The sequence below is a fragment of the Micromonospora sp. WMMA1363 genome (genome assembly GCF_030345795.1).
In the GTDB taxonomy this organism is placed as follows: domain Bacteria; phylum Actinomycetota; class Actinomycetes; order Mycobacteriales; family Micromonosporaceae; genus Micromonospora.
The window spans coordinates 5,738,711-5,756,540 of record NZ_JAUALB010000001.1 but is presented as its reverse complement, the minus strand read 5'-3'; the positions used below and the strand labels follow the sequence as shown (position 1 = coordinate 5,756,540).

Below are 17,830 nucleotides of genomic sequence, written 5' to 3'. Positions count from 1 at the left end.
CGGGCTCGACGCGATTCCTCCGTCCCGGTGATCGCTGCTGACCTGGACAAACTGGGGAAGGAGATCTTGTGGCTCCCGTGCGAATCGGGATCATGGGATGCGCGAGCATCGCCCGCCGGAAGACGCTTCCCGCCATGGCGGCCCTTCCGGAGGTCGAGATCGTGGCAATCGCCAGCCGGGACCTCGACACTGCCGTGCCGACCGCGCGGGCCTACGGCTGCCGCGCGGTCGAGGGCTACGAGGCGCTGCTGGATCTCGATGAGGTCGAGGCCGTCTACGTCCCGCTGCCGAACGCCATGCACGCCAGCTGGATCGAAGACGCCCTGTGCGCCCGCAAGCACGTCCTAGCCGAGAAGCCGCTGACCACCAGCGGAGCCCGGACACGCGAACTGACAGCCACGGCGCGGTCCCGCGGCCTGGTGCTCATGGAGAACATGATGTTCCTCCACCACAGTCAGCACGCGGTGGTCCGCAGGCAGCTGGAAGACGGCGTGATCGGCCGCCTGTACGCCTTCCACGCCTCGTTCGGCGTGCCGAGGCGCCCGGTCGGCGATGTCCGCTACAGCGTCGAACTCGGCGGTGGCGCGCTCCTGGACACCGGGGTCTACCCGCTGCGCGCGGCGATGTCCTTCCTGGGCGGCAGCGGCATGGAGGTTGTCTCGGCGGTGCTGACCTCCCGGCCCGGCCAGCACGTCGACTCCTGCGGGCATGCTCTGCTGTGCACCGAGGGCGGCGTGGGTGTGCACCTGACCTTCGGCCTCGACCACTCCTACCGGTCCAGCTACGAACTCTGGGGCAGCGAGGGGCGAATCGCGATCGAGCATGCCTACACCCCACCCGCCGACCACGTCCCGGTACTGCGCCTGGAGCGGAAGTCGAGCGTTCAAGAGATCCGGCTGGCGCCCGACGACCAGGTGGCGAACTCGGTGCGGGCGTTCGCGACGGCTGTCCGATCGGGGCGTCTGCCGGACAACGGCAGCGTCCTGCGGCAGGCGGTTCTCGTCGACGACATCCGGGGGAGGGCGAGGCGCTGCACCAATCAGGCCGACGAGCAGGCGGCCACCAGCCAGATGGCGGCGTCGGCATGAGGGCGGCGGCGCCCGCCGCGTGTCGAGGAGGCACCCCGCACCCCCTGAGTTGACCCGGGCCCGAACGGCTCAGTCCCGATCGCGGGCCGATCCACTCTCGAGCACGACAGGAGTTCGTATGCAGCTGTGTGACATCCGCGGCGACGTGGTTGAGGTGTTCGGAGGGTCCCGGCCGTGACGGTGAAGGATGCTGCGGGCACGTCGCAGCTACTGGCGGCGCGGCTACAGATTCCGCCCATCTCCTACACCCACGCCGATGGGTGCTGGATATTCGCCGACGACGGACGACGCTACCTCGACGCGTCCAGCGGGATCATCAACGTGAACATCGGTCACGCCCATCCTGCGGTGGTCGAGGCGCTGCGGGACCAGGCGGGGATCTGCACGTACGCCAGTCCGGGCTCGCTGGTGGCCCGCCAGATGGAACAGCTCGCCTCCGCCACGGCGAGGGCCGTACACAGGCCGGACGACCGCGTGATGTTCACCCCCACCGGCACGCACGCCGTGGAGGCCGCCATCGCGCTGGCCAGGCTGGCACAGCGGGCGCGGGGTGAGGCGAGCCGGCACAAGGTGCTGACGGCCTCGCTCGGCTACCACGGCAACAGCGCGTTCGTGCTCGCGTTGTCCGGCCACCGCTCCCGGCGCCCGCACGAGGACGACACCTTCGGGATCGGGCCGGCTTTCGATCCGCCCTACCCCGGCCAGCATCTCGGTTGTCCGTTCCCCACCTGCCGGGTGGAATGTGCGCAGGCGGTGCGCGAGGCGATCGTCGAGGCCGGTCCGGAGAACGTCGCCGCGGTACTGGTGGAGCCTGTCAACGGCACCACCGGAGGCGGGTACGTACCGCCGGCCGGATATCTGCGGGCGGTACGCGAGATCTGCGACGAGTACAACGTCCTCGTCATCCATGACGAGGTGCTCACCGGTCTGGGCCGCACCGGGCTGCCGCTGGCGTCGCACCACACGCCGGACGCGGAGGCGCACATCGTGACGCTGGCGAAGGGGCTCGGCGCGGGGTTCGTTCCACTGGCCGCCACGATGGTCGCGCCGGACCTGGCCGAGGACATCCTGTCCAGCGGGCGGTGGCTGCCGCTCATGGGAACGATGTCGGCGACCCCGCTGCAGGCACGGGTCGGGCTCGCGGTGTTGTCGGTGTTGGACGACATCGGTGCTCTCGACCGCGACCAGGTGCGCGGCGCGGCGGTGGGTCGAGTGGTGGCCGAGGCGACACGGAAACTGCCGGCGGTGACGGATGTGCGGGGCCTCGGCTACTTCTACGGCATCGAGTTGGCCCCGGGCACCGTCGGCGACGCACTGAGAATCACCAGGAGCAACGGCCTGCTGCTGTACCCGTTCGTCGGATTCTGCAGAGACGGCAGTGGGGAGGGCCTGCTGGTGGCGCCGCCGCTCAACGCCCCGGATGCCGACCTGAGTTTTCTCGTCCACGCGCTGCGCACGTCACTGGTCCGGCTCGGCGAACAGGTGGACTGACCGATCGACTGATGGCGCCGGCCCGCTCCTGCGGTCCGGCGCCGTCCGGCTCTCGCCGAGCATGTCAGGTACCGACTCGCGGCGAGATGGCCCGACCCGGGCACGGGCGACCCCCGGCGCGGTGAGAACGTGCCGGAGTGATCTGGCGGCCGATGTGCGGTGGCGGGCTCGCCCCTTCACTGCGAGGCGACGAACTCCTTGAGCGTGCCAATGACGTACTCGATCATCTCCGTGGTGATTCCCGGATAGACACCGATCCAGAACGTCCGCTCCGTCACCGTGTCGCTGTTGGCCAGCGAGCCGACGATGCGCCGCGGCCGGCCGATGTAAGCGGGGTGACGGGTGAGGTTGCCGGCGAACAGCCGCCGGGTGCGGATGTTGCGGCTCTCCAGATAGCCGACCACGTCCGGGACGTCGAAGCCCGCGTCCGGCAGCACCGTGACGATGAAACCGAACCAGCTCGGGTCGCTGCCCGGGGTCGCCTCGGGCAGCAGTAGGCCGGGCAGGCCGTCCAGGCCCTCTCGCAGCTGACGCCAGTTGCGCTTGCGCGCCTCGATGAAGTCGGGCAGCTTGGCCAACTGGCTCAGCCCGAGGGCGGCATGGATATCGGTGCTCTTCAGGTTGTAGCCGACTTCGGAGAAGACGTACTTGTGGTCGTAGCCCTCCGGGAGCGTGCCGAGTTGGAGCTCGAACCGCTTCAGACAGCGGTCGTCCTCGCCGGGCTCGCACCAGCAGTCGCGGCCCCAGTCACGGAATGCCTTCGCCAGCTTGGCCAGCTTGATGTCCGAGGACAGCAGCATGCCGCCCTCGCCCATGGTCAGGTGGTGTGCCGGGTAGAAGGAGACGGTGGAGAAGCGGCCGAACGTGCCGGTGAGCCTGCCGTTGTAGGTCGAACCCACCGCGTCGCAGTTGTCCTCGATCAGGTGGCAGCCGTGCCGCGCGGCCAGCTCGGCGATCTCGGCGACCGGGAACGGGTTGCCCAGCGTGTGCGCGATCATGACCGCGCGCGTGCGCGGGGAGATCGCCTCCTCGACTCGTTCGGCGGTGGTGTTGTACGTGCCGAGTTCGATGTCGACGAAAACCGGTACCAGACCGTTCTGCAGGATCGGGTTCACCGTGGTCGGGAACCCGGCGGCTACCGTCACCACCTCGTCGCCCGGCTGGAGCCGCTCGTCACCCAACTCCGGCGAGGTCAGCGTGCTGAGCGCCAGCAGGTTCGCCGACGAGCCGGAGTTCGTCAGCAACGCCTTGCGCCGCTTGAGCGCCCGGGCGAAGGACGACTCGAACGTCGCCGTGATCCCTCCGGAGGCGATCCGCAGGTCGAGCGCGGCGGCCACCAGGGCCTCCCGGTCGTCGGCGTCCAGCACGGCTCCGGACGACAGGATGGGAGTCTGACCCGGGATGAACGGCGCCGATCCGGGAACCTGGACGTCATGGTAGGCACGGACCTGTTCCAGCAGGCGCGATCGGGCTGAGTCGACCATGTCGTATCCCCTACGGTCGATTGTGGGCTGTCGCTGGACCTGTCGCTGGAGTCGGAACGGCGGCCGGCTGCCCACTCGATCCGGCGTACGGTACAACCGCCACAACTCGCTGAATCTCTTCGATGGATGCTAGAAGTGCCAGGAGGACGTGGCATCCCTCAACGTGGTAGGGCCATGTCCGACAACGGCGGTCCGAGCCGGCCCGAGACCACCAACGTTGGTGATGGCCCCGGCTGGTGGTGTCGGCAAGCTGTACCCCACGAGCCTGCGGGTGCGCAGGCGTCATCTTTGTCGAAATCTGCCTCGCAGAGAACTTCACGACCGTTGGGAGACGACTTGCGAGTTCTCATTCTCGCCGGAATTGCCCCGTCGACGATATTCAGTCACGTCCCGCTCGCGACGGCCCTGCGCAACGCCGGTCACCAGGTCATGGTGACCGCCTCGCTCGACGACCTGATCCCGACCATCACGGGGGTCGGGCTCCCCGCCGTGCGGATCACGGACCCGGAGCTGAGCCCGCGGCAGATCATCGCGCGGGACAGCCGGCTGCTCGAGATTCCGGAGGACCCGATCGCGCGCGAGCAGCAGTCGGGTCACTGGTACGCGCGCCTGGAGGCGGTGACCCTCGACGCCCTGCTGGCGTTCACCGAGGACTGGTCCCCGGACGTCATTGTCGGCGGCATGGCCTCCTACGCCGCCCCGCTGCTGGCGAAGCGCCTCGGCGTGCCACACGTGCGCCACGGATGGGACATCCACGACCCGCACCTGTTGGACCTCGGCGCGACGGAGGAGCTCCAGCCGGAGCTGGCGGAGCTGGGCCTGAGCGGCATCCCCGAACCGGACATGACGATCGACATCACTCCGCCGAGCCTGCGTCCACCGAACGCCGCACCGGCGCAGATGATGCGGTGGATCCCGGGTAACACGCAGTGCCGCCTGGAACCGTGGATGTACACGCGCGGGGCGGACACCCGGATCGGCGTGACGATCGGGACGGGCGTGGCGAGCTACAACCAGTACGACTTCCTGCAGGCGATCGTCGAGAACATCAGCATCGCGGACGCGGAGGTCGTGGTGCCGGTCACGGAGGACGCCCTCCCCGTCCTCCGTGACCGGCTGACGAACGTGCTGGCGGGCTGGATTCCGCTGGACGTACTCGCGCCCACCTGTGATGTCCTGGTGCACCAGTCGGGCGGCAGCACCATGATGACGGCGCTGACCTTCGGTGTGCCTCAGGTCCTCGTCCCCGACCCCGCCCTGCACCGCGCGAACTCGATGGCCCGTCGCATCGTCGAGGCGGGCGCCGGGATCCTGCTCACTCCCGAGGAAGCCACGAGCGACGCTGTCGCGAAGGGCTGTCAGGAGATCGTCTCCAACCCGACGTATGCCGCGGCCGCCCGCGCGCTCGCTCGGGAGATCGCCGCCCTTCCGCTGCCTTCTGAGGTGGCGCGCCGCATCGAATGGCTCGTGCACGAGGGATCCACGGGACGACCCGACTGAGTCGTCCGCCCACAGGGACGGCGGCGGCCATCCGCTCGGCGGGGCCCCGCCGAGCGGATGGCGGCCGCCGTCCCCGGTTCGCGAGCCGGGGGCGAGGCGAGGCTGTCGAACCCGCCGGGACCCGTGCCGAGACCGTTGCGGCACTTCCCACCGAGCGATTGTTGGTCATGGCCCCGCCGGCGGCGTGGGTGTGCCTGGTCACGCGTGAGAATCGCCGGTCACGACACACGCACGGCTCCGCCGGACCTCGCACGCTGATTGGAGACCGATTCGTGGGACGAGATCGAACCTGGCGTGCGCTGGCACCCTCCGAAAAGGTCCACGCCGGGAAAGAGACCTACATCGGATACGCGGTGCACGCCACCGGCCGCCTGCACCTGGATGCCCTGGGGACTGCCTACGACGCCGTCTGCCGCGCCTACCCCCAGCTCACGGCCAGGATCGACGCTGGCGACAACGGGCCCCTCTTCGTGGCATCCGATGCCCGGCCGGATATCCACGCCTGCGACAGCGGCCTCGAACACCCGCTGGCCGGCGTGGAACTGAATCAGCACCAGGCGTTGAGCGCGCTCAACGTGGTGCGTGACGGCGACGCCACGAGCGTCTGCCTGCTGACCCATCACAGCATCGCCGACGCCCAGCACTCCCTGGAGATACTCGCCGCGGTGCTGTCCTGCTACACGGATGTGGTCCGCGGTGTGCCCATCGACCTGCCCCGCCGACCGTTTCCCCGGTCGTTGGAGGATCTCCTGGCCGAGCGTGGGATCGGGCGCGTCGTGCCGGACGACGGACAGACCCCGCAACAGCTGGCGGTGCCGGACCAACCGGCGGTGCGCGAACGGGACGCGCCCGCCCGGCACGTCGTCCAGCACCGCATGACGGCGGCTCAGACGTCGGCCCTGGTGGATCTCGGCCACCGTGAACACGTGACGATCAATGGGTTGTTGGCGGGCGTCCTGCTCCTCGTCGAAGCCGAGATCCGCGACCTGCCGTTGACCGAACTCGTGTACCGGTCCACGGCGAACCTGCGCAGTCACCTCACCCCTCCGGTCGGTGCGACCGAGGGGACGAACGTGCTGGGAGGTATGGGCTTCACGGCCACCGGCGACATCGCACCCGACGCCGTCACGATCGGTCGGGCGGTCAGTGCACGGCTGCGGGCCGGCCTGGCCGACGGGTCGATCCAGCGCAGCCTCCTGGACCTGCTCAGCCGGCCCGCACCCGACCCGAAGCCATGGGATCCGAGCACCGCCCCCGCCGTGGTCAGCATGATGAACTGGGGGCTGGTGCCGCCGATGCGTACGCCGGATGACCTGCGCCTGACGAACTTCCACTCCGCGTCTAGCATCAGAGAGATCACTACCATGGGCGGCTACGTGGTGAACACCTTCGACTCGCGGATCGGGATCGATCTGGCATGGCCCGAAGACGACGCGGAGCTGCCGACGCGCGTCGACTGTCTGCGGGACCGGTTGGACCACGTGACACTGCGGAGATGACCCGCCCGCTGCCTCGCGTCGTCGGTCGTGTGCGCGATGTCCGCGCCGCCCGCCACACCTGATCCGGCTCCGACGTGGCCGCCCGGTCACGGGCATCCGCTGGCGGGAAACGCGGGCGCACCGGGCGGCCGGCAGGTACACGCGTCACCACCCGGCGCGCTCGGCGCGACAGGCCGGCGCGGAGCGCGAACTCAGCTGTCGACCCGCAGCGCCCCGGACGGGCAGTTCCCGACGACGTCGACGACGGCGGCCTCCTCGCCGGGGTCCGGGTCGGCTCGCAGGAGCACCACGGTCCCGTCGTCGTCGCTCTGGTCGAAGATCTCGGGCAGGCGCAGCGCGCACAGGCCCGAGCCGACGCAGACCTCCCGGTTCGCGCGCACCCTCACGGCGCGTCCCACACGATCGGCAGACGGTGCACGCCATAGGTGATCATGTCGTTGCGCAGGGGCACGTCTCCGGGTGGCACGGCGAGACGGACGTTGGGCAGACGACGCAGCAGTTCGGTGAGGCCGACCGTCAACTCGATCCGCGCCAACTGCTGGCCGAGACACTGGTGCACGCCGTGGCCGAACGCCAGGTGCGAACTCCGCGCGCGGGTCACGTCCAGCGTCTCCGGCTCCGGCCAATGCCGCCCGTCGCGGTTGGCGGCCATCAGGGAGACCACCACGGTCGAACCGGCCGGGATGCGCTCGCCACCGAGCTCCACGTCCTCCTTGGCGAACCGGAAGAGCCCGGCGCTGACGACAGTCAGGTAGCGCAGCAGCTCCTCGACGGCGTCACCGATCCGGGATGGCTCGTCCCGCAGCACGGTGAGCTGTTCAGGCCGCTGCAACAGCACGAACATGCCCAGCCCCAGCATGCTCGCGGTGGTGTCGAGACCGGCGAAGAGCAACAGGGTGGCGATGCCGACCAACTCGTCGTCGGTCAACGTGGGATCGGCACCCGCGTGGTGAACCAAACCGGAGATCATGTCGTCCGCGGGGGTCTTCCGCTTGTCCGCCACCAGCCGCTGCATGAACGCGCGCTGAGCTTCGAGGTTCTCCACCGCCTGCTTGACCGGCAAGTCCGTCCGCAACAGGCCCGCCGCGTGGCGCTGAAACTCCGTGCGATCCTCGTAGCGCACCCCGAGCAGCTCGCAGATCACCAACGAGGGCACCGGAACCGCGAACGCAGGAACGAGGTCGGCGGTGTTCCCCTCCGCCAGCATCGCGTCCAGCCGCTCGGTAACGATCTGCTCGATCCGTGCGGTGAGTTGGCGCATTCTCCGCACGGTGAACTGACCGGTGAGCAATTTGCGATAGCGGGTGTGCTCCGGTGGATCCATGTTGATGAACGACCCGGCCCGCGCCTTGTCGTTCCGTAGCCGCTCGCCGAGCTGACCCGAGAGATTCTTGAACCTGGGGTGGTGGCGAAACCGGTCGGACGAGAAGCGCGGATCCGACAGGACCGCACGGGCCTCGTCGTACCCGGACACCAGCCAGAACGGATCACCGTCGGGCAGCGTCGAACTGCCGACCGGTGACCGCTCGGCCAGCGCCGCCAGCGCGGGCGGCAGCTTCGACGGATCGTCGCGCCGCATGAACTCCAGAGGAATCGGCGCCCGCAGCGAGTCGTCGGCGGGCGGGGTCTCCATCGTCTCGGTCGTCACCGCGGGGCCTCCCTCTACTGGTTCGGCAAACCGCGCACCATCTCCGCCGATCTGCCTGCAGGCGTCCCCGGGAGAGTAGGACAGACACCATCGGCCACACATCCCTCGCCCTGATAGGGACATGGGCGTCGGACAGTCGCATCGCCGCGACACGAGGTCGGGAGGTCGTCGACCGATCCGTCGGCAGCGGCGGGGCCGGAAGGTCCCCTTCTATCAGGTTGGGGGATGCTCCGCCCACCGCGCCTTCCTACCGTTACCGAAACGGCGCCGCGATGCGCTCGCCCCACGCCTACGGATCGCAGGCTTTGGACACGAAAGGGAGGGGCTCATGACCACCACTGCCGAGGCATCGGCCGAGACGGTCGACCTGTTCTCACCAGAAGTGGTCGCCGACCCGTTCGGCTGGTACGCGCGGCTGCGCGAGGAAACGGGGCCGAACACCGGGACGCTGAACATCGGCACCATGATGGGCGGGCCCGAGATGTGGCTCGTCACCCGCTACGAGGACGTACGCCAGGTCCTCACCGATTCGCGGTTCCTCACCAATCCGCCGGCCGACTCGCCCATCGAGGACATCCGCGCCGGCGTGTTCAAGCGACTGGACTTCCCGCCGGACCTGATCCCGTGGATGGCCAACCTGCTCAACGTGTCCGACGGTGAGGACCACACCCGGCTGCGCAAGCTGGTTTCGTACGCGCTGACCGCGCACCGGATCGGCAAGCTGCGCCCCCGGGTCGAGAAGATCACCGAGGACCTCCTCGACAAGCTGGCCGAGGATGGCAAGGACGGATCACCGGTCGACCTCGTCGAGGAGTACTGCTACCCACTGCCGGTCACCGTGATCTGCGAGCTGGTCGGCATCGACGAGCCCGACCGGCCGCACTGGCGTGCCTGGGGCGACTCGATGGCCACGATGAACGGCGAGCGGATCCCGGCCACCCTGCTCAAGTGCATCGAGCTCGCCCGAGAGCTGATCGAGAAGAGACGCGCCGAACCTCAGGACGACCTTGTCACCGCGCTCGTGCAGGCGCAGGCCGAGGACCAGAACCGGGTCTCCGACGACGAGATCATCGGCATCCTGTTCAGTCTGGTGACCGCCGGCCACCAGACCACCACGTACCTGATCGGCAACTCGGTCATCCTCCTCCTGGAGAACCCCGACCAGCTCGCGCGGCTGAAGGAGAACCCGTCGATGTGGCCGCAGGCGGTGCGCGAGCTGCAGCGCCTGGGCCCGATCCAGTTCGCGCAGCCACGGTTCCCCGCGGAGGACATCGAGCTTGGCGGCGTGACGATCCCGAGGGGGGCGCCGGTGGCGCCGCTGCTGCTGGCCGCCAACACCGATCCGCGTAGGTTCCCCGACCCCAACAAGCTGGTCATCGATCGGTTGGCCGTCGGCAGCGAGGGCCACCTCGGGTTCGGCAAGGGCATCCACCGCTGCCTCGGCCAGCACCTCGCCTACCAGGAGGCGGAGGTGGCGCTGCAGGGGCTGTTCACCCGGTTCCCGAACCTCTCCCTCGCCGTGCCGCGCGAGGAAATCCCGTGGATTCTGCGCCCCGGCTTCACCCGGACCAAGACCCTCCCGCTGAAACTCGTCTGAGCACACCGCCGCGGTTGACCCCGGGATGGGGCGTTCGACCCGGCACGAGCTGGTGAGGTCCACTCGGCTGATGCCGCACACCGGCACCGCCATGGGCTTTCCTCCTCACGGTGTCCGGGACGCTCGTCCTCGCAGGCCCTGGCGGTTCAACACCCATCGCCAGGGCCTGCGTCGCCCGATCGACGTACGGGCCGACGCGGAGCGGCTACCCCGACCGCGTCGAAACGCCGAGTTGACACAGCGCGACCATGTCACATCGCCTGCGCGCACTGGTGGCTTTCCCGCCAGCGCCCCGAGCGGATCAGCCGAACCGTGCTGGCCGGCGGACACGTTATCAACGAGGGAAGGATTCGCTCGCATGCGCACGTCGAAGGCGATCAGAGTCTGTGCACTGTCTGATCTGGATGACCGGGCGCCGTTCGCCGTCGAGGTCGGTGACGTGCCCGTCGTGCTGGTGCGCGACGGGGACGAGGTGCACGCGCTACGGGACGAGTGCTCACACGCCCGGATCGCGCTGTCGGAGGGTGAGGTCACCCGCAAGGGTATCGAGTGCCGGCTGCACGGGGCGTGCTTCGACCTGCGTACCGGCGCGCCGACCTCGCCGCCGGCCATCGAGCCCGTGGCCGTCTACGCGGTCCGCGTCGAGGGCGACGAGGTCTTCGTCGACCCCGATGCCACTCTGCGCTGATCCCCCTGCCCCGTCGGCAGCTACGACAGCCGTCCGACGGCCACGAGGTGCCGCTTCGCCGCCCGAGGTGGCGGCGAAGCAGGGGTGCCCGGGTGGGTGACGCGGCGTTGCCGGCTCCGGTTCATCCGCCGGTGAACGAGCCACAGCCGAAGCCCAGGGTACGGTGTGCCGCGCAGGACCAGACCACGGCGAGTCGGTGCCACACCGAGACCGAGCCGGTCATCGGGGGCATCGCCACCCCACCGCCCGCGGTGGCACACCGATCGCCGCCCGCCAGCTACTCGGTGAGCTGCGCGAGAAACCGGGCGACGCGGTGCAGGAACTCCCGGCGGAAGTGGCCTGCCACATGAGTCCGGCCCCGTCTCGACCGGGCCCCGACCGTGCTTTCCCGACGTCGAGGCCAGGGTGGTGAGCCGTCCGCACCGTCAGCGCGCCGGGACGGCGGGGCAGAGAGCCAACAGGTCGGTCGGCTGGTGCAGCACCACGTCGGGAGCACCGGCGAGCAACTCGTCGACGTCCTCCGGTGGTGCCCACAGCGCGGCCGCCGAGGCCACACCGGCGCCCTGCGCGCTGGCCAGATCAGTCGGCGCGTCACCGACCATGATGGCCCGCTCGGGCGGCACGTCCAGCAGGTTCAGGGCGTGCCGCACGATGTCGGGAGCCGGCTTGGGCCGGGCGACCTCGTCGGAGCCGACCACGTGGGCGAAGAATGGGAGCAGGCCGAGCCGGTCGAGCAGGGACCGCGCCCGGGGCCCGCTCTTGCCGGTGGCGACGGCGAGCCGCAGGCCACGCACCCGCAGGGTCAGCAGCAGTTCGAGGACCCCGTCGAAGACCTGCACCTGGTCGGCGAGTCGATAGCTCTCGCGGACGAACGGCTCCTCCATCGCCGACGGCAGGTGCATGATCCGCATGATGTCCGGGAAGTAGCGACCCAGGTGGCGCCGGTACTCGTCGAAGGGCGCGGGGCCGTCGCCGACGACCTCGGCGTACGCGATGGCGAATGCCTCACTCATCACCGCGAAGCTGTCGACGACGACCCCGTCGAGGTCGAAGATGACCGCGTGCCTGACCGGCGTCGAGGTGTCGGTCGGGGCAGCCGGCTGGTCGAGGACGGGAAATGCCATGGAGCACCTCTCTACCGGTACGCGGGCACCGCACGCTGGGCACGCGCCGACCCCGCCGAGGCGTAGAAGTTCTCGATCATCCGGACGATCAGCCGGGCCTCGGCGATGGCACGGCCACGGGTGCCGGGATCGGACAGCATCGCGGCGAGGCCGTCCAGTTGCCGGATGTACTCGATACCGATCCGCTCGGTCGGCACCGCGAGCCGCGTCGTGGTCCCCTCGCGGGTCACCGTCAGCTCTGACTCGGGCTGACGGTTGGAGCTGAAGCCGAAGGTGCACCGCAGATCCGCGGCCCCGGCGGTACCTTCGACGTGGATCGACGAGACGTCTCGCGCCTCGTGCGACGCCCAGCAGGCCCGCAGGGAGACCGAGACGCCGTCGGCGCGCACCAGGAAGCCCCGGGCCGTGTCCTCCACGTCGGAGGTGCGCCCGCTGGGCTGGTCCTGCCGCCACGCCGCGCGCCAGGCGTCGAGGTTGACGAAGTCGTCTGACGTCACGCCGATCACCTGTGTGAAGTCGGCCGGGCCGAGCAGGAAAGCCAGCGTGTCGAGCAGGTGCCAGCCGAGGTCGAACAGCGCTCCCCCGCCGGCCTCGTCGCGTCGGGTGAACCAGCCGCCCGCCGGCACGCCGCGGGCCCGTACCCAGCCGAGGTCGACGTGCCGGATGTCGCCCAGGTCCGGCAGGATCCGCCGCAGGGCCCCGACGTCACCCCGGTCCCGCGCGGCGCTGCCGGCCAGCAGCATTCCGCCGTTGCGTTCGGCCATCGCGAGGATGTCGACCTCGGCCGAGGTCAGGCACACCGGCTTCTCGATGAAGACGGAAATCCCGGTGGCGAGCAACGCACCCGCCACCTCCGTGTGCAGGTGGTTGGGCACCGCGACGACAGCCAGGTCGACCTCGCGGGCGGTGAGCGCGTCCGCCGTACGGTACGCGCTGAGGCCCGTCGCATTCTGGATCGTCGCGCGCGACGCCGGGTCGGCGTCGACGACCGCGACGACCTCGAAGTCGGCATGCTCACGCAACAGCGGCAGCCAGAGCTCCCGTCCTGCCCAGCCGAGCCCGACCACCGCCACCCGGACGCTCATGCGCTGGCCACGGCTTCGGCCACGATCTCGGCCGTCGCGCGCATCTCCTGCTCACCGGCCAGCAGGATCCGGTGGTGCAGCCACACGCAGTCCTCGCTGATGGCATCGGTGTTGGGGCAGCGCTCCGCGATCGCGTCCAGGCTCTCGTCGGGCGCGCCCAACTCCCAGAATGCCTCGGTGCGGTAGATCGCACGGAACCCCGCGAACGCGGGCAGGCCCATCGCCACGAGCCGGTCGACCAGGGCGTTGCGGTCCTCCTCGCCGATGCCGGGGACGCGGAACATCGCCATGTAGTGCGGGTTGCGGTCGGCGCGCACGTCGCCACCCTGAGGCACGACGCCGTCGATTGCGCCCAGCAGCTGGGACAGCAGCGTCCAACGCTGGTCCCGCACCGCGATCTGCTGGTCGAGGCGGCGTAGTTGGGCCCGCAGTACCGACGCGGAGAACTCGTTGAGACGCATGTTGGAGCCGGAGATCCGGTGCAGGTACCGGCGGTCGTCCCGGGGCCGGCCACAGCTGTGCCGTAGGAACGCCGTCTCGTACCTCTCCGTCTCACCCTCCGGAAAGACCACGGCGCCGCCCTCACCCGCGGTCATCAGCTTGCCGTTCTGGAAGCTGAACGTGGCGATGCTGCCGAGCTCGCCGACACGCTTGCCCTGCCAGCGCGCGCCCTGCGCGTGCGCGGCGTCCTGCAGCAGCGGCACGCCGTTGTCCGCGGAGATCTTCGCCAGCGCGTCCATGTCCGCCATCAGACCGGCCATGTGCACCGGCATGATCACCTTGGTACGTGGTGTGAGGGCGGCGGCGACCGCGACGGGGTCGATGTTGTAGGTGTGCGCGTCGACGTCGACCGGGACCGTGACCGCGCCGAGCCGCTGGGCCGCCTGCGAGGAGGAGATGAAGGTGAAGGCCGGAACGACGACCTCGGTGCCCGGTCCGACGCCCAGGACCTGGAGGGCGAGTTCCAGCGCGTGGGTGCCGTTCGTGACCGCCAGCGCGTGCTCGGCGCCGTGGTGGTCGGCGAACTCACGCTCGAAGGAGTTCACCTCGTCTCCGCCCATGCGCCACCACTGGCCCTGATCGAGCGCACGGATCAGGGCGGCTCGCTCGGCATCGTCGTACTGCGGCCACGCGGGGAATTCTGGTGCCTGTCGCGCGTCCATGTCTCTCCGAATTCTCCGTAATGGGTCCGGTTGAGGAAAAGCGTGAACGGTCGTAACCCAGGAATTGCCGATTCAAGATCTTCTGCCATCGTATGATCACCGTTGGCGCCCGACATCCCCCGGTCTGGTAGTGCCCCGCGCGTCATTCAGCGCGAGAAATGCGCGGCGGGAATCCAGCCGTCCCTCGGGCATGTGGATTCCGTGCGGTTCCGGCCATCACGAACCCGCCCGGACGTCCGTACGGCGGTTGCTCAGCAGCTCCGCGACGGAGCGGGCCAGCTCGAGCGACTGCTCGGCGTTGAGCCGTGGGTCGCACGCGGTCCGATAGCGGGCGGGCAGTTCGCGCTCCGCGATTCCCACGGCGCCGCCGAGGCATTCCGTCACGTCCTCGCCGGTCACCTCGACGTGGATACCACCGGGGTGGGTGCCGAGGCCACGATGTACCTCGAAGAAGCCGACGAGTTCGTCGACCACGTGGTCGACGTGCCGGGTCTTGAAGCCGTTTCCCGACGTCCGGGTGTTGCCGTGCATCGGGTCGCACTGCCAGACCACCTGGTGTCCGGAGGCGTTGACCTTCTCCACGATCGGTGGCAGGACGTCGCGGACGAGGCGGTGCCCCATCCGGCTCACCAGCGTCAGTCGTCCCGGTGTGGAGCGCGGGTCGAGGCGCTCCACGTACTCGACGGCCAGCTCCGGTGTCACGCTCGGCCCCAACTTGAGACCGATCGGGTTGGCGATCAGTTCAGCGAACGCGACATGGGCGCCGTCGAGCTGACGGGTACGCTCACCGATCCACAGGAAGTGGGCGAGCCCGCTGGTCAGCCGCGCCCCGGGGCCGCAGGCGTCGGCCCGGAGCCCGGCCCGTTCGTAGTCGAGCAGAAGCATCTCGTGGCTGACGTGGACGGCGCCCGCGCGGACCCTGCGGACCACGTCCATCGCGCCGGCCGCGTGCGCATGGGCACGCAGCATGCGTCGCGGATCGGGGATTCTGGCGGCGGGCGTGGGTTCCGCCGAATTGATGATGTCGCCGCGGTAGACCGGAAGACCCGACGCGTCCACGGCGGCGGATCGGGGCTTGGCATACTGTCCGGCCATCCGGGCGACCTCGACCACCGGCATGCCGGTGGCGGAGGTCAGCACGGCGGCCATCTGCGACAGGATCCGCAGGTTGGCTCGCAGGTGCGCCTCGGTGTTGTCGGCGAAGGTCTCGGCGCAGTCGCCGCCCTGCAGCAGGAACGCCTCACCGCGGGCGACCGACGCGAGCTGCTCCGACAACCGCGCCGTCTCGTCCGGCGCCACGATCGGCTCGGCGTGCCGCAGCCGCTCGATGACGGCGCCGGCCCGCTCGGGGTCCGGCCAACACGGCTGCTGGGCGGCCGGGCGGGCCAGCGCCTCATCCAGCTGGTGGGCCAGCAGCCGGTCCGCCGAGTGGTCGTGGGCCGGCCCCCCCGACTCGGCCGGCCGGCACGGAAACCGTGTCATGTCCGGACCGCACCGGTCGTGACGGCACCGACGAGCGCGTCCATGGGCACTCGTGGCATCCCGGCGAGGACAGCGATTACCGCGTCCTCCGGCACGTCGCTCACCAGTTCCGCGCCCGCAGGCCCGTCCAGGACGAAACCGAGCCCGCTGAGCGCCTTCTTGTCCCGGTGCATCTGGCGGACGAGGACCCCGGAATCGACCTCGGCGGGCAGGGCGGTGGGCAAGCCGTAGTGGCGGACGACCGCGAGGTGCTCATCCACTCTGGTCCGATCGATCCGGCCCAGCGCACCCGCCAGCCGGCCGGCGAAAACGGTGCCGATGGCGACCGCCTCGCCGTGCCGCAGCGCGAATCCGGTGGCCAGCTCGAGCGCGTGCCCCAGCGTGTGGCCGTAGTTGAGCAGATGCCGCTTTCCGGCGTCCCGCTCGTCTACCTCAACGATGCCCGCCTTGAGGGTCACGCTGGCGGCGATCTGCTCCGCGAGCGGCAACCCGCGTAGCTCGCCCGCGCCGATGAAGTGACAGCGGGCGATCTCACCGAGACCGTTGAGCAGTTCCCGCGGCGGCAGGGTCGACAGGTAGTCCGTGTCGCACAGCACCGCGCGGGGCTGCCAGTACGCGCCGACCAGGTTCTTGCCGTCCGGCAGGTTCACCGCCGTCTTACCACCGACGCTGGCGTCCACCTGGGCCAGCAGCGACGTGGGTAGATGGATCACGTCCACGCCCCGGTGGTAGAGCGCGGCGGCTAGTCCGACGACGTCGGTGGTCGTCCCGCCACCGCACGAGACGACCACGTCGGACCGGGTGAGCCCGAACCGCACGAACGCGTCGCACAACGCCTCCACCGTGACGAGCGTCTTGCCCTGCTCCCCGTCGCGGGCAGGCAACAGCAGGGTCTCCACGCCCGTGTCGGGCACCCATTCCGGCGGGCGGGCCGACACGACGGCGGCCCGTTCGGCGCCCAGTCGGCGAACCACCTCGGCCAGCGACGTGCGTACGCCCGGGCCGATCACCACCTGGTAGGAACGGTCGCCGAGACGCACCGGAACCGTTCTTGTCACGGCGCCTTCTCCAGGGTGTCCTGCGAACTCCGCTGCGCCCGGCCGGCGGCCCCCGTCTCGGCCGCACCACCGTAGAAGGCCCACACGAACCGCGTGAACTCCCGGAAGCAGTCCCGGCAGAAGTTGACGAACCACGCGAGCGGGCGATCCTCGTTCTCCATCGTCTCCCTTTCTGGTACGGACCGAGCCCGAGTTCAGCCGAGGTTGCCGGAGAGGATGCGGGACACCAGCATCCGGTGCTCGTCGTCGTCGGTGACCGTGCGCACCTGTTCACGGCCGTTCCGGACGGTCAGATACCGGCGCTGCCGCATGAACACCTGACCGTTCTCGACGGCCCGGCCACACAGGATTTCCCGGCTGTCGTCTCGCCCCGGGTCCGACAGGATCGCCCGCAGGTTGTCCTCCAGTTCCTTCCAGTCGCTCCACTGCCGCGACTGCGTCGTGAAGGTGTAGACAACGCCCCAGCGGGTGGCCACTCCCCGGCGTTGCAGTGCGATCCCCGGTCCGTCGTCGACCAGCCGGAACTGGCTGCCGTACTGCGCCTGTACCGTGCCGCAGACGCGCAGCGGCTCGACGTAGATCGGTCCCGGGTAGCCGACGTCCACCAGCCACTCGTCGCCGTCCAGGGAGACTCGGCCGAACATGTGCTCCACATCGGTCCGGAATGCGGCCCGACCTTCGGTGGTGTTGCCCGCCAGCAGCGTGACGTCGTAGCCCAACTCGCGCAGCAGCCGGTGGAACAGGCGGTTCAGGTGATAGCAGGCCCCGCCTCGACCCTCGACGATGCTCCGCTCGAACAGCGCGTCCTCGTCGAGGTCGACCACGTCGATCCCGTCCGCGATGTCGTACGCGAGACTGCTGTACGGAATCGCCATCAGGTGTCTCCTGTGCAGCCTCCGCAACGTATCGATATTTACATCGGT

General features: G+C 69.7%; 16 protein-coding genes. 6 read left to right on the top strand and 10 right to left on the bottom strand.

What is annotated here, in order from left to right:
• Nucleotides 1–68 precede the first annotated feature (68 nt).
• Entirely contained in the window at nucleotides 69–1,088 is a 1,020-nt protein-coding gene (locus QTQ03_RS26790) for a Gfo/Idh/MocA family protein (RefSeq protein WP_289280446.1), read from the top strand.
• A 174-nt stretch (nucleotides 1,089–1,262) separates the two neighbouring features.
• Nucleotides 1,263–2,579: an aminotransferase family protein gene (locus QTQ03_RS26785; RefSeq protein WP_289280445.1), complete on the top strand. Its 1,317-nt coding sequence runs from the start codon at nucleotides 1,263–1,265 to the stop codon at nucleotides 2,577–2,579.
• 176 nt (nucleotides 2,580–2,755) lie between these two features.
• Here the strand turns inward: QTQ03_RS26785 and rfbH are convergent, their stop codons facing one another.
• Nucleotides 2,756–4,063, bottom strand: a complete 1,308-nt coding sequence (rfbH, locus tag QTQ03_RS26780; protein WP_289280444.1) for a lipopolysaccharide biosynthesis protein RfbH — start codon at nucleotides 4,061–4,063, stop codon at nucleotides 2,756–2,758.
• A gap of 336 nt (nucleotides 4,064–4,399) precedes the next feature.
• Between rfbH and QTQ03_RS26775 the strand changes: the two genes are divergently transcribed.
• Nucleotides 4,400–5,563 carry a nucleotide disphospho-sugar-binding domain-containing protein gene (locus tag QTQ03_RS26775; RefSeq protein WP_289280443.1) on the top strand — a complete coding sequence of 388 codons (1,164 nt, stop codon included), beginning with the start codon at nucleotides 4,400–4,402 and terminating at the stop codon, nucleotides 5,561–5,563.
• Nucleotides 5,564–5,835: 272 nt separating this feature from the next.
• On the top strand, nucleotides 5,836–7,062 hold the full coding sequence (locus QTQ03_RS26770; protein ID WP_289280442.1) for a phthiocerol/phthiodiolone dimycocerosyl transferase family protein: 1,227 nt from the start codon (nucleotides 5,836–5,838) through the stop codon (nucleotides 7,060–7,062).
• A gap of 191 nt (nucleotides 7,063–7,253) precedes the next feature.
• Here QTQ03_RS26770 and QTQ03_RS26765 read toward each other — a convergent pair whose 3' ends face one another.
• Both QTQ03_RS26765 and QTQ03_RS26760 read right to left on the bottom strand, forming a co-directional pair.
• On the bottom strand, nucleotides 7,254–7,460 hold the full coding sequence (locus QTQ03_RS26765; protein WP_353890618.1) for a ferredoxin: 207 nt from the start codon (nucleotides 7,458–7,460) through the stop codon (nucleotides 7,254–7,256).
• Nucleotides 7,445–8,641 (bottom strand): cytochrome P450, encoded by a 1,197-nt coding sequence (locus QTQ03_RS26760; protein WP_289281008.1) that lies wholly within the window; start codon nucleotides 8,639–8,641, stop codon nucleotides 7,445–7,447. Before QTQ03_RS26760 ends, QTQ03_RS26765 begins: the two co-directional genes overlap by 16 nt.
• Nucleotides 8,642–9,038: 397 nt before the next feature.
• Here QTQ03_RS26760 and QTQ03_RS26755 point away from each other — a divergent pair, with 397 nt between their 5' ends.
• Together QTQ03_RS26755 and QTQ03_RS26750 are read left to right on the top strand one after the other, a co-directional pair.
• Complete coding sequence (locus tag QTQ03_RS26755) at nucleotides 9,039–10,307, top strand: cytochrome P450 family protein (RefSeq protein WP_289280440.1); 1,269 nt, start codon at nucleotides 9,039–9,041, stop codon at nucleotides 10,305–10,307.
• Nucleotides 10,308–10,665: 358 nt separating this feature from the next.
• On the top strand, nucleotides 10,666–10,995 hold the full coding sequence (locus QTQ03_RS26750) for a non-heme iron oxygenase ferredoxin subunit (RefSeq protein WP_289280439.1): 330 nt from the start codon (nucleotides 10,666–10,668) through the stop codon (nucleotides 10,993–10,995).
• 425 nt (nucleotides 10,996–11,420) lie between these two features.
• Here QTQ03_RS26750 and QTQ03_RS26745 read toward each other — a convergent pair whose 3' ends face one another.
• The 7 genes from QTQ03_RS26745 to QTQ03_RS26715 all read right to left on the bottom strand — a co-directional run bounded on the left by QTQ03_RS26745 (nucleotide 11,421) and on the right by QTQ03_RS26715 (nucleotide 17,818).
• Nucleotides 11,421–12,119, bottom strand: a complete 699-nt coding sequence (locus QTQ03_RS26745; RefSeq protein ID WP_289280438.1) for an HAD-IA family hydrolase — start codon at nucleotides 12,117–12,119, stop codon at nucleotides 11,421–11,423.
• Nucleotides 12,120–12,130: 11 nt separating this feature from the next.
• A complete protein-coding gene (locus QTQ03_RS26740) occupies nucleotides 12,131–13,204 on the bottom strand; it encodes a Gfo/Idh/MocA family protein (RefSeq protein ID WP_289280437.1) in 1,074 nt (357 codons plus the stop codon).
• Complete coding sequence (gene rifK / locus QTQ03_RS26735) at nucleotides 13,201–14,367, bottom strand: 3-amino-5-hydroxybenzoate synthase (protein ID WP_289280436.1); 1,167 nt, start codon at nucleotides 14,365–14,367, stop codon at nucleotides 13,201–13,203. Before rifK ends, QTQ03_RS26740 begins: the two co-directional genes overlap by 4 nt.
• 216 nt (nucleotides 14,368–14,583) lie before the next feature.
• On the bottom strand, nucleotides 14,584–15,849 hold the full coding sequence (locus QTQ03_RS26730; protein ID WP_289280435.1) for a 3-deoxy-7-phosphoheptulonate synthase: 1,266 nt from the start codon (nucleotides 15,847–15,849) through the stop codon (nucleotides 14,584–14,586).
• Entirely contained in the window at nucleotides 15,846–16,907 is a 1,062-nt protein-coding gene (locus QTQ03_RS26725; protein WP_289280434.1) for a 3-dehydroquinate synthase family protein, read from the bottom strand. Before QTQ03_RS26725 ends, QTQ03_RS26730 begins: the two co-directional genes overlap by 4 nt.
• A complete protein-coding gene (locus tag QTQ03_RS26720; RefSeq protein WP_289280433.1) occupies nucleotides 16,904–17,068 on the bottom strand; it encodes a hypothetical protein in 165 nt (54 codons plus the stop codon). The genes QTQ03_RS26725 and QTQ03_RS26720 overlap by 4 nt, the downstream gene beginning before the upstream one ends.
• 33 nt (nucleotides 17,069–17,101) lie before the next feature.
• Complete coding sequence (locus tag QTQ03_RS26715) at nucleotides 17,102–17,818, bottom strand: arylamine N-acetyltransferase (protein WP_289281007.1); 717 nt, start codon at nucleotides 17,816–17,818, stop codon at nucleotides 17,102–17,104.
• Nucleotides 17,819–17,830 lie beyond the last annotated feature (12 nt).

Bases quoted from the DNA above. Each gene is read 5' to 3' on its own strand.
- rfbH (WP_289280444.1), bottom strand. From the start codon at position 4,063: ATGGTCGACTCAGCCCGATCGCGCCTGCTGGAACAGGTCCGTGCCTAC.
- QTQ03_RS26760 (WP_289281008.1), bottom strand. From the start codon at position 8,641: ATGCGGCGCGACGATCCGTCGAAGCTGCCGCCCGCGCTGGCGGCGCTG.
- QTQ03_RS26755 (WP_289280440.1), top strand. From the start codon at position 9,039: ATGACCACCACTGCCGAGGCATCGGCCGAGACGGTCGACCTGTTCTCA.
- QTQ03_RS26750 (WP_289280439.1), top strand. From the start codon at position 10,666: ATGCGCACGTCGAAGGCGATCAGAGTCTGTGCACTGTCTGATCTGGAT.
- QTQ03_RS26745 (WP_289280438.1), bottom strand. From the start codon at position 12,119: ATGGCATTTCCCGTCCTCGACCAGCCGGCTGCCCCGACCGACACCTCG.
- QTQ03_RS26740 (WP_289280437.1), bottom strand. From the start codon at position 13,204: ATGAGCGTCCGGGTGGCGGTGGTCGGGCTCGGCTGGGCAGGACGGGAG.
- rifK (WP_289280436.1), bottom strand. From the start codon at position 14,367: ATGGACGCGCGACAGGCACCAGAATTCCCCGCGTGGCCGCAGTACGAC.
- QTQ03_RS26730 (WP_289280435.1), bottom strand. From the start codon at position 15,849: ATGACACGGTTTCCGTGCCGGCCGGCCGAGTCGGGGGGGCCGGCCCAC.
- QTQ03_RS26720 (WP_289280433.1), bottom strand. From the start codon at position 17,068: ATGGAGAACGAGGATCGCCCGCTCGCGTGGTTCGTCAACTTCTGCCGG.